The sequence below is a fragment of the Kitasatospora sp. NPDC047058 genome, assembly GCF_040643935.1.
In the GTDB taxonomy this organism is placed as follows: Bacteria; Actinomycetota; Actinomycetes; order Streptomycetales; family Streptomycetaceae; genus Kitasatospora.
The window spans coordinates 1-12310 of record NZ_JBEYVJ010000053.1; the positions used below are offsets into that span (position 1 = coordinate 1).

General features: G+C 68.4%; 2 protein-coding genes. One reads left to right on the forward strand and one right to left on the reverse strand.

Features of this window, described 5'->3' with window-relative positions; translation table 11 throughout:
* Positions 1-124 precede the first annotated feature (124 nt).
* Complete coding sequence (locus ABZ885_RS11185; RefSeq protein ID WP_360186432.1) at positions 125-3664, reverse strand: RICIN domain-containing protein; 3540 nt, start codon at positions 3662-3664, stop codon at positions 125-127.
* 612 nt (positions 3665-4276) lie between these two features.
* Here ABZ885_RS11185 and ABZ885_RS11190 point away from each other — a divergent pair.
* Positions 4277-12310 carry an RHS repeat-associated core domain-containing protein gene (locus ABZ885_RS11190; RefSeq protein ID WP_360186434.1) on the forward strand — a complete coding sequence of 2678 codons (8034 nt, stop codon included), beginning with the start codon at positions 4277-4279 and terminating at the stop codon, positions 12308-12310.

Here is a 12310-nt window from a genome sequence, read left to right on the forward strand (position 1 = left end):
CCCACAGTGCGCCACCGCCGTCCGCGCCCAACTCAACGAACCGGCCACCGGCTAGCCCGATCCCCCGAGACTGCCCGCTCTGGTCACGCAACCCCTCCCTGCTCTTCACCGCGCTATGTCAACGTCACGGTGTGCGCTCGGGCTTGAGCGTCCACTGCTGGTTGTTCTGGACGACGGGACAGTCCCAGATGTCCAGGCGGGTTCCCTGATCGGTCGCCCAGCCGGGCAGTTCGAGACAACGGCCGGTCGCCGGGTCGTTGTTGGTCGTGGTCGCGGTCAGGGAGAGACGACCGTCCGGGCGCAGGGCCCACTTCTGGCCGGTCTTGCCCTCGCAGGCCGCGAGGACCACGGCGGCGCCGTTGCCGAGTGCGTTGTCCTTGGTCGACAAGCAGTAGCCACCGGCTCGGACGGTGCCGTCGGTGGCGAGGTTGAACCGCTGGTTGGCGGTGTTCCAGCAGTCCCAGAGAGCGACGGTGGCGCCGTCGCGCGGGCCGCCCTCGGCGTCGATGCACCGGGAGTCGAGGCGGTTGGAGTGGATGGAGACGCTGGCGTTGGCGTAGCCGAGGGACTGCTGAGGGTTGAACCCGTCGACCTTGTTCGGGGTTCCGGTCTTGCTCAGGCCGGGGTAGACGGTGATGACGTTGTCGGTGTCGATGGCCCAGACGTCGGGGAGTCCGTCGTTGTTGAGGTCGCCGGCGCCGACCTTCGGCTGGGCGCTGACGGTCCAGTTGGCGCCGCCGAGGATGAGGAATCCGGCGTCGGGCCTGGTGAGGGACGAGTAGTCGACCGTCCCGTCGGCGTTCCAGTTGAGGGCGTACGCGTAGATGTTGCCGTTGGTGCGGTGACGGGCCCAGACGGTGGTCTGGTTGACGGGCGTGCCGGCGCCGGGCTTCGTGGTGGCGCCGTTGGCGGCTCCCGGGGTGATCAGCTCGTAGTCCGCCCAGCTGCCGCTGTTGGCCGCGGTGGGAATGAACACCGCCGGAGCGAGACCGGTACCGTCGGGGCGGAAAAGGAGAAGCCCGTCGTCCTCCACCGTGAGGAGGGAGGTCTGGGACATCATGACCTTGTTCGTCTGGGTGCCCCCGACTGCCTCTCCTTCCGGGGTGCCGATGGCCACGACCTGCGAGATGCTGCTCCAGTTCGCCTGGTTGTAGGCCGGGCACGCGGCGCCGCTACCGTACGTCGTGCAGAGAGTCGGACGCGGTAGGGGCCTGGCCTTATTGGCGTCGAAACGGCCCGTACCGTCGTTGGGGATCAGGTAGAGGGATTCCCGCAGCGCAGCTGTCGTGTCGCTTGTGTAATGAGCGACGATCTGATCGACCGCCTGCCCTGGGCTGAAGGTGCCGTGGTGGCTGATCTGGAAGTTCGCCCAGGAGCTGCGGTCGGGCGCCGAAGCCGCCGAGGCTGCCATCGAGTTGACCGGGTCGACCGTGCCGCCGATGATGCGCAGATCGCCCTTGGCGTCGGCGACGACGATGTCGGGCTTCTGGTCGTTGTCGATGTCGCCGAACAGCGGCTGGGTGCCGGGCTTCCACGGGGCGTAGAAGCTGTAGACGGCGGGCTGGCTGTAGTTTCCGGCGACGTCCATGGCCCACGCGTAGACGATGTTGGCGCCCCAGTTGCGGGGGGTGAACTGGACGGGGGATCCCGGGCTGTAGGTACCTGGCTGTCCGCACTGCCAGCCGACGACCGGCGTGGAGTCGGTGCTGAAGCGGACGCAGGCGATCCCGGAGGCCTGAAGTCCGGCGCCGGGGGCCGGGTCCTCGGCGTTGATGGTGAAGGAGCCGTTGTCACCCGCATACTTGGCGGGGTGGTCGTTGGGGGTGCCGGACGGCGGGAAGTCGGTGGAGCTGATGCTCAGGCGCGGGTTGGTCTTGTCGACGCGGAAGTAGCACCACGCGCTCGGCGGTGAGGTGAGGATGCCGTCCGACGAGCGGGCGAGCCAGCCGTACTGGTGGCCGTCGCTCAGGGATCCGGGCGAGACCCATTCGGCGGGGTCGTTGTAGCTACGCCCCCACCGCCCGTCCTGGAAACTGAAGTTGGGGTCGTTGTCGTCCCACATCTGGTAGCTGGTGTAGACGTTCTGCCCGGTGGGTGACCAGCTGCTGGCGGCGAGGTAGACGTTCAGGTTGTTGCCCACCCAGCCGGGGTTGTCCCAGGGGTTGGCGCCGCCACTGGCGCACTCAGCCGTGTGGCCGCTGTTCGCGAAGCCGGGAGCGGGGCTGGCGTGCGGGTACCAGACCGTGGGGGTGATGTCGTAGTTGGTGGTGATGCTGGGGTTGCTGGCGATGGAGTGCCGGTAGAGCTTCTCCCACTCGGTGGCCGTCGGCGCGATACCGATCGTCCAGGTGGGCCACCGGCCGGCGGCCGCGCTCTTCATCGACTCGGTGACGTCGATGGCCAGCGGCCCGGTGCCGGTGATCTCCTGGTGTCCGACGAAAGTGCACTCGCTCATGACCTGCGTACCGTCCCGGCCGCAGGGCTGGTAGAGCCAACTGGTGTGCTCGTGGATGCCCTTGTCGGGCGGGCCCGCGTACACACCGAGGTCGGTCTTCGTGCCCGGGCTGGACGCACCGGTGACCTGGCCGTTCAGGGTGGAGCTGAACAGGGTCGGCGGGGATTGGGCCCCGCCGACGACCGTGTAGACGGCCGGGTTGATGTTGAACTGGAAGTAGGCCCGCTGGCGCCCCTCCCTGCCGCACTCCAGCTCCGGATCGGTGCTGTGGTAGCCGCAGTAGCCGGTCGAGAGATTGGACTTCTTGTTGAAGTTCTCCGCGGTCTCGTGGTTCTCCTGAACCTCAACGGAGCTCTGGGTGTAGCTCGTGACGGCCGCGAGCACAGGATCGAGGTACCAGGGGCCGGTGCCGGAACCGAGAGCTGCCTGGTTCGGCGTCAGCTCGATGGCGTTGTTGGAGACCGTGCTACCCATGGCAGCGACGTTCGCGCCGTCACCGGGGGCCTCCGTGGTCGAGGGCGCACCCTCCACCGGCGTCGGCTCGGCCGCGGGCGCCACGGCCAGTGACGCGAGTTTGACCGAAGGGGAGGCAGAGGCGGGCGACGCCGTCGCGACTCGGGAGGAGTCCCACTGCAGAGGAGCCGGCGACCGGAACCGCAGGGCGCCCGTGTCGTCCTTGACGTCGATGCGGCCCTGGTCGTCGGAACTGACCGTCAACCCCTGGGCGGTGATGGGGAAGCGCAGGGTCTTCAACGCCGGATTGGCGGCAGCGTCCGGGGTGCGGACGACGATCACGTCGCGCCAGCCGCCGACCGGGAGCGAGGTCAGCTGGAGGTCGACCCCGGGCAGCACGTTCGCGTAGGTCGCGGTGGCGCCGTTCAGCGTCGGCTTGGGCAGCGTGAACGGAGCGCCAACGGACAGCTTCTTGCCGTCGGCGGTGGCCACGGTCGCCATGGGGCCGTTTCCGCCGCCGGAGAAGGTCAGCCCGGTGCTGGCGACGGCCGGACTGGCCGTGCCGTCCGCATTCGGGCGCAGGGTGGCGTCCAGGTCGGCCCACGTTCCGCCGCGCTTGGTCCGCACCGGCTGGGCGTTGTCGGTGGTGGTCAGCGTCCCGTTCGGGTTCGCCACGGTCTTCGACGCTTCGTCGGTCATCGCATCCACGACCACCGGCTTGCCGGTCGACTTGGCCTTGGCGATGGCGTCGACCATCGCCTGCTGCACCGGTGTGCGAGGCGGCGCGGGCGTCGATGGGGAAACCGGAAGCACACCGCCCGCCGGTCCGTGTGCGGGTTGAGCGGCTCCGCCGGCTGCGACAACGGGCGGAGCCACGACAAGACCCAGGCCGAGAAGTCCGGCAGCGCCGAACGCAGTCAGGCGTATGGCGCGCGTGCGAATCGCCGGCGGCGACGGTGTATCGGCAAATGTGCGTGAAGTATTAGGCATGGCTTTGTAGCGAGTCCCTCCCGATTTACCACCCTCGACAGGGGTGGCGTTTCGGGTCGGAACGATGCTTCCTGATCTGCGGATTGGTCAAACCACGGCACCGTCTTGCCCGGACCTGTCCGGAAAGCCCCGAATGCCAAGATCAAGATTCCATAAACATCACCTGCATGGTGGCCGAACGATCTGGCCGCGCATTCACCAGGTCACATATCGTCACATCGATCATGGCACAGCTATGCCCATATGACGCTGTGTCGGCATGGGATGAGGAGAATTGTGTTGAGGGTTCAACCTGCCCGGAAACGGGCCGGACGAGCGCCAGGAGGCCGCTGGCGGTCACCTGCAGTGGCGACCCTGGTCGCCCTGGCAATGACAGGGGTGGCCGTGCCCCCCGCGGTGGCATGGACGCTGCCCGAGCCGAGCGGGAAGGTCTGGACTCCCCCGAACACGCCTCTGGGCGACGGAACTCGGTCGGTCCAGGGCCGGGACGCCAAGAGCCCGGCAGCCGCGCCGTCCGGCAAGGCGGCCGCCTGGAAGCCCGAGGTGGCGGCACCCGTCATCACCGGAACCGAGACGGTCACGCTCGGTGCTGACAGCGCCGAAGCGAAGGCTGCCCGCAACGCGACCGGCGGAGCCTCGCCCGCCTCCGGGGGCGCGACCGGCTCCAAGGCCGGGGCCCTGGCCGTCACGGTCGCACCGGCCACCGGCACGGGAGAAACCGCCCACACGGTGAGGGTCCAGGTGACCGGCCAGGACAAGGGCAAGGCTGCAGGCGTCGCGACGCCGCTCGTCGCCCTGTCCGATGCCGACGCCACGCCCGTAGCCGGGCAGGGCGGACGCACCGCGAACGTCACGCTCGACCTCAAGGCCCTGCAGGCGGCCGGCTGGGCCGACCGCGCAGCGCTTGTTTCGCTCCCACCCTGCGCCCTGACGACGCCGGAACGCGCCGAGTGCCGGACCAAGACTCCCGTGCCCGCCAAGGTCGACGGCACGGGCAAGATCACCGCCGACGTGACCCTCCCCCCGACGACGGGCTCCCAGCCGCCGTCCGGCAAGGAGCAGGACGGCACGGTCAAGGCCTCGTTCACTACCGCCGGTGATGCCGCTCCGGCTTCCTCCGGCAGCGGCGCGAGTGCACAGTTGGTGCTGTCGGCGGATCCGTCGCCCTCCGGCCCCCTGGGCAACTTCGCGGCAACGCCGCTCTCGCCCTCGGCGGCCTGGAGCGCCGGCTCCAACGCGGGGAACTTCACCTACAACTATCCGATCCAGGTGCCGCCCTCGCTCGGTGGCGCGGCGCCGTCGGTGGCGCTCGGCTACAACTCGGCCGCGGTCGACGGCAAAACGTCGGCCACGAACGCCCAGCCCTCCTGGATCGGCGACGGCTGGAACTACGAGCCCGGCTACATCGAGCGCTCCTACAAGAGCTGCGACAAGGCCGGCATCACCGGCTCCGCCGACCAGTGCTGGGCCGGCCAGAACGCCACCCTCTCCCTCGGCGACCACTCCGGCACGCTCGTCCGCGACGACGCCACCGGTACCTGGCACCTCCAGAACGACGACGGCTCCAAGGTCGAGCAGTTCGCCGGCGCTCCGAGGACCGTCGACGGCGTCGAGTACCGGGACGAGTACTGGCGGATCAGCACCACCGACGGTACGCAGTACTACTTCGGCCGCAACCGGCTCCCGGACGGCGACGGCACCGACAAGCCCGCCGACTCCGTCCTCACCATGCCGGTGTACTCCCCCAACAGCGCCGACCTCTGCTACAAGGCGGCGACCGGCACCGGGTCCTGGTGCCAGCTGGGATGGCGCTGGCAGCTCGACTTCGTCGTCGACGCCCACGGCAACCTGACGACGTACAAGTACGCCACTGAGAGCAACAAGTACAGCCGCGGCGCCGGCCAGAACCGCGGTAGCGGAAGCGCCACCTCCTACCAGCGGTCGGCCTACCTCACGGAAATCGGCTACGGCCAGCGCCTGGACGAGCAGAAGGCCGCCAAGGGCACGCTCAACCCGGCCGCCAAGATCCTGTTCAAGGCCGAGGAGCGCTGCTTCCCGTCCGGCACGATCACCTGCGCCGAGGACCAGCGCGTCGCCGCGAACGCCGACGCCTGGCCCGACGTGCCGATCGATCAGATATGCACCGGCGCCACCTGCACGAACGGCTCGCCGACGTTCTTCACCACCAAGCGCCTGACTGAGATCACGACCCAGGCCCTGGTGAACGCCGCCTACCGCACGGTCGACACCTGGAAGCTGAACCAGCAGCTCGCCGACCCGGGTGACGGTACCAAGCGGATGCTCCAGCTGGACTCGATCCAGCGTGTGCCGAGCAACGGCCAGGCGCCGATGACCGACTTCCCCGCGGTGAAGTTCGGCTACACCATGATGCGCAACCGGGTCGACGGTCTCGTGCCGGCGGCACCGGAGTTCCGACGTCCACGCGTCAACTCGATCCAGACCGAGACCGGCGCAAGCATCAACGTCATCTACAGCCAGCCCGAGTGCTCCCGGGTCGGCAACCACATGCCGGCTTCCGAGGACCACAACGCGATGGCCTGCATGCCGGTCAAGTGGTACCTCCCCGGCCAGTCCTCACCCGACCCGGTCAGCGACTGGTTCAACAAGCCGCTCGTCACCACCGTCACCGTGCAGGACCTCGTCAGCAGCCCTGCCATCGGCACGACCACCGAGTACACCTACGGCGGTGGCGCCGCCTGGCACCGCAACGACGCGGAGTTCGTCGACCCCAAGACCCGCAGCTGGGACAACTTCCGCGGCTACCAGACGGTGACCACCACCACCGGCAGCGGTTCCGTCAGCGAGGCGCCGAAGACGCAGCAGAAGGTCACCTATCTGCGTGGCATGCTCGGCGACTTGCTGGCCAACGGCACGGTGCGTACCGCCAACGAAACCAACGTGTCCAACCCCCTCGGCGGCACCGTCACCGACAGCGACTGGCAGAGCGGCCGCGTCGTCGCCACCGAGGTGTACGACAAGGCCGGCGGTTCGGTCAAGGTCACCAACGGCAGCCACTTCGACAACATCCCCGGTGACTCCCTGGTCACCGCTACCCACGCTCAGAGTGCGGGTGCGCCGAAGATCTTCGCCCGGCACGCGGAAGCCGATGTAACAGCGCTCTCCCGGACCAAGCTGGCGGACGGCAGTGACCGTGTCGTCACCACTGTCACCTCCGCCGAGCCACTGCGCGGGAACCGCATCGTCAAGGTCGATGACAAGGGCGATGGCACTGCCGCCGCTCCCGAGACCTGCACCACCACCAGCTACGCGACCAGTGACAACCCGCTGCTGCTGAACCTCGTCGCGGAGCAGGTCGCCGTCCAGGGGACCTGCGGGTCGCCCACAGCTGCCAACACCATCTCCGCCAGCCGCACGCTCTACGACGGCAAGGCCCTCGGCCAGGCCGGTACGACCGGCAATCCCACCAGCGCCCAGATCCTCGACCGCTTCGACCAGGCCGGCAACCCGGTCTACGTCCACAGCGGCACCACGGCCTTCGACGCCTACGGGCGGAGCACCTCGTCAGCCACCACCGACGGTTCGACCTACGACCGCAACGGTGCCCAGCTGAGCGGCCCATCGGCCACCCCGGCCGTCACCACCGTCGCTCTCACCCCTGCCTCCGGCGCTCTGCCCACCGAGATCCGCACCACCGGACCCATGGGCGCAGGTTGGACCACCACCATCACGCAGGATCCGGCCCGCGGCTCACCGCTGACCACCACGGACGTCAACGGGCGTGTCACCACCGCGCAGTACGACGCGGCAGGCCGGACCACTGCGGTGTGGGCACCGGGTCGGCCCACCAGCGAGTTCGCGAACAAGAAGTTCACCTACGAGCTGAAGGGTTCAACGAAGCCATCCACGGTCAAGACCGAGTCGCTCAACGAGGACAAGGTCACCTACTCGATCAGCATCGACATCTATGACGGCCTGGGCCGACCGCGGCAGAGCCAGAAGGACAGCGTCTCCAAGCCGACCGGGCGCCTGATCACCGACACCGTCTACGACACACACGGCTGGGTCATCAAGACCTCCAGCCCGTACTACAACCAGGCTTCCTTCCCGAGCACGTCCATCTTCGAGCCGCAGAACGACAGCCAGGTACCGAGCCAGACGTGGAACACGTACGACGGCAACGGCCGCGTCGTACGCTCCGAGTTCCGCTCGTACGCCAACCTCCAGTGGGCCACCACCACGGCCTACCCCGGCGCCGACCGCACCGACGTCACCCCGCCGAGCGGCGCGACGCCGACCTCGACGGTGACCGACGCCCGCGGACGGACCGTCGCCGCGTGGCAGTACCGCACACCGACCGCCACCGGCAACCCCGCCGATGCGGACGTCACCACCTACGGCTACACCGCCGCCGGCCTGCCGTCCCGGCGGACCGACAGCAGCGGCAACAACTGGACCTACACCTACGACCTGCGCGGACGGCAGGTCTCCGCGTCCGACCCGGACACCGGGACCACTCGGACGTTCTACAACCCCGACTCGCAGATCGACCACACCACCGACGCCAACGGCACCACCCTCGCCTACACCTACGACCTGCTCGGCCGTAAGACCGGCCTGTACAACGGCAGCGTCGCCCCGGCCAACCAGCTGGCGTCCTGGGCGTACGACACCCTGCTCAACGGCAACGTCGTCAAGGGGCAGCCGACCTCCTCGACGCGCTACGTCGGCGGCGCTGATGGCGCGAAGTACGTCAAGTCCGTCACCGACTACGACATCGCCTACCGGCCGCTCGGCACCTCCGTCACCATCCCGGCTGGCGAGAAGGCACTCGCCGGGACCTACACCACCACCAACTCCTACAACCCGATCCTCGGCACCGTGGATCGGATCAACATCCCCGCAGCCGGCGGGCTGCCTGCCGAGACCGTCTCGAACGGGTACACCATCACCGGTCTGCTCACCGACTCCATGAGCCTCGGCAAGCCTGTCGTGGCTCAGGTGGCCTACGACGCGCTGGCCAGGCCGACCCGCACCACCATCGGCGAGTACGGGACCCAGGTCGTCTCCACCCAGCAGTACGACTGGGCAACCGGCCGGGTCATCAACTCCTTCATCGACCGCCAGGTCGGCACGGTCGCGCTCGACCAGACCAGCTACACCTACGCTCCGTCAGGCCGGATCACCTCCGTCACCGACCTGCAGAACGCGAGCAGCCGCGACAGCCAGTGCTTCACCTATGACCACCTCGGGCGTCTCACCCGGGCGTGGAGCGACACCGCTGGTACCCACACCACCGCCGACTGGACCGACTCGGCCGGCCTGACCCACGGCACCGGGAGCTCCTCCGTGGTGCCCGGCGTCGGCGGCTGCAACAACGCCGACGGCCCGGCCACCACCGGTCCCGGTACCGACTCCGTCGGCGGCCCGGCCCCGTACTGGCAGGACTACACCTACGACGCCACCGGCAACCGGACCGGCTTCACCCAGCACGGGTCCGCATCCGCGGGCCTCGACGCGAGCCAGGTCACCCAGGTGGCCAGCGCTGCGGACGGCACCCGGACGTGGTCCGTCGCCCTCGCGAACGGCGCGCTGTGGGTCGGCTCGCAGTCCGCGGAAGGCAGTTGGTCGCAGTTCGGCGACCTGATGGCGCAGGCCGGCAGCCTGCCCACGGTCACCGCGGTCTCGGCCGCGGTGAGCGGCGGGAAGCTCCAGGTCATGGCCATCGCCGGTGGGAAGATCTGGCACACCATCCGCCAGGACGACGGCACCTGGCAGCACTGGGGCGACGTCTACGGAGCCGTCGGCACGCTCTCCGATCCCAGCCAGCTCGCCCTGACCGCCACGGCCTCCGGGCTCGAGGTCCTCACCTTCTCCGGCGGCAAGCTCTGGCACACCCTGCGGATGCCAGACGGCAACTGGCAGTCGATGGGCTGGGGCGACGTTTACGCCAACGTCGGCGCTCTGACGTCACCCGGGCAGATCGCCTCTGCCGCCACCGCCTCCGGCCTGGAGATCACGGTCTCCGCCGGTGGCAAGCTCTGGCACACGCTGCGCAAGCCCGACGGCTACTGGCAGTCGATGGGCTGGGGCGACGTCTACGCCAACACGGGTGTCCTGAACGGGGCACAGACCGGACAGGGCCAGCTCGCGCTCGCCAACACCAACGACGGCCTCCAGGTCATTGCCCTGGCCCAGGGCAAGCCGTGGCACGTCGTCCGCAACAGCGCGGGCTACTGGTCCGCCTGGGGTGACGTCACCGGCGCCGCCGGGCAACTCGGCCCCGTGGGGGCGGTCAGTGCGTCCGGTGTCGGGGACGACCTCTCCGTCATCACTGCCGGTTCCGGCAAGGTCAGCCAGACCCGTCGCAACGGCACCACCATGAGCTGGTCCGCCTGGGCACTGCTCGCGACCCCCGGCAGCGCCGGGAGCAGCACGACGCAGACGTTCGGGGCGGCCAGGAGCGCCAACACCCCCACGACTGCGCCCAACACCGGTGGCGGAACCGGTGGGCCGCACGCCCTCCTCACCTCCACCACGACCACGCCGAGTGGCACCAAGGCCGTCAGCTACCAGTACGACGCCAAGGGCAACACCACCGCGATCACGGACACGGGAGGCACCACCACCCTGACCTGGAACGGCGAGGACAAGCTCAGCTCGCGCTCCAGGACCGGCGAGGCCGGGGCAACCACCTACCTCTACGACGCGGACGGCAACCAGCTCATCCGCCGTAACCCCGGCAAGACCACCCTCAACCTGCCCACCGACGAGCTCACCCTCGACACTGCCAGCGGCTCCATGAGCAACGTGCGCTCCCTGGGCGCGGCCGGCGGTCTCACCTACACCCGCGTCACCGCCCCCATAGGCGGCGGCACCGTCCTCATCCAGGCCGCCGACCCGCACGGCACCAACGGCGTTCAGATCAACACCGACGCCGCCCAGACCGTGACTCGGCGGACCACCGACCCCTTCGGCAACCCACGCGGCACCGAGCCCGCTGCCTCCGCCTGGGCCGGCACCAAGGGCTTCGTCGGCGGAAGCAAGGACGACAGCACCGGTCTCACCAACCTCGGAGCACGCCAGTACGACCCGACCACCGGCCGCTTCATCAGCCCGGACCCCATCCTCGATGGCGCCGATCCGCAACAGTGGAACGGCTACGCCTACAGCGAGAACGACCCGGTCAACCTCAGCGACCCGAGCGGCCTCAAGTCCGAGGAATGCGGCACGCTGTACGACTGCGGCTCAGCAGGCACCATCACGACGTCCAACACCCAAGAGACGGGTGGATACGTCAGCGTTGACGCGCAGCACCGGTACTACGAGACGGCGGTCAACACTGCATATACCAAGAACCAAAACTACGTCTACGAGCAGGTCCTGAAGAATGGCGGGGTCAAGGATGCACGCCCGAAGGGCACATGGCAATCCGTAAAGTCCCTTGGCCGTGCCCTTCTCGGCTTCTTCTCGGAGGTGACGTCGGCGGGTGACTTCGTCGACTGCGGCAAGGGAAGCTGGACCGGATGCATGTGGGCCGCCACATCGCTGGTCAAGGGTAAGTGGATCAAGGGCCTTGGTGAGGCCATCTTCCGTGACGCTCGCAAGGCACCCGACCTTCCGAAGCCAAAGAGTGGGCCAGGGAACAACCTTCTACCTGAGAAGTGCAACAGCTTCCCGCCCGATACTCGGGTCCTCATGGCCGATGGAACCGCCAAGGCGATCGGAGACATTGAGCCCGGCGAGTACGTCACCGGGACCGACCCGCAGACCAGCCAGACCGCGGCCAAGCCGGTCACAGCGAAGATCGTCACCCCTGACGACACCAGCTTCACCGAGCTCACCCTCGTCCCCCTGGGACACGAGAGCGATCCGGGCGCGGCAGTCACTCTGGTGTCCACCTCACACCATCCCTACTGGGATGACACCACCAAGCGTTGGACTGACGCAGCCCTCCTCGCGACCGGCGACCACCTGAGCACCCATGACCTGGGCCCTCTCGTCGTCGTCGGGGCGCGGAGCTTCACAACCTCGCCTCAGCGCGCCGACAACCTGACCGTCGCCGACCTCCACACGTACTATGTACTCGCCGGCAACACGCCAGTTCTCGTTCATAACAGCGGCTGCGGCCCCCGTTTCGAGGTCGATTCAAAGGGGAATGCGACCGATCTAACCAATCCGGGCGGAAGGGTCGGCGTTCCGAGCCTTGACGGCGGCACCCTGCAAGAAGTGGGTGGACGCATCTGGGGTTCCGGAGACCCCTCTCATCTCATAGGCACGCGCTCGCCAACTAAATTGCGAGGGTTGGCAAGCAGGGGTGACGCGGAAAAGCTGCAGGACTTCTACCGAAGCGCAGAACTTGCTGGCAAGGGTGGAAAAACTGCACCGGCGCGCGTGACGCTGACTCAGGAGATCATTGATGCTTGGAGATAG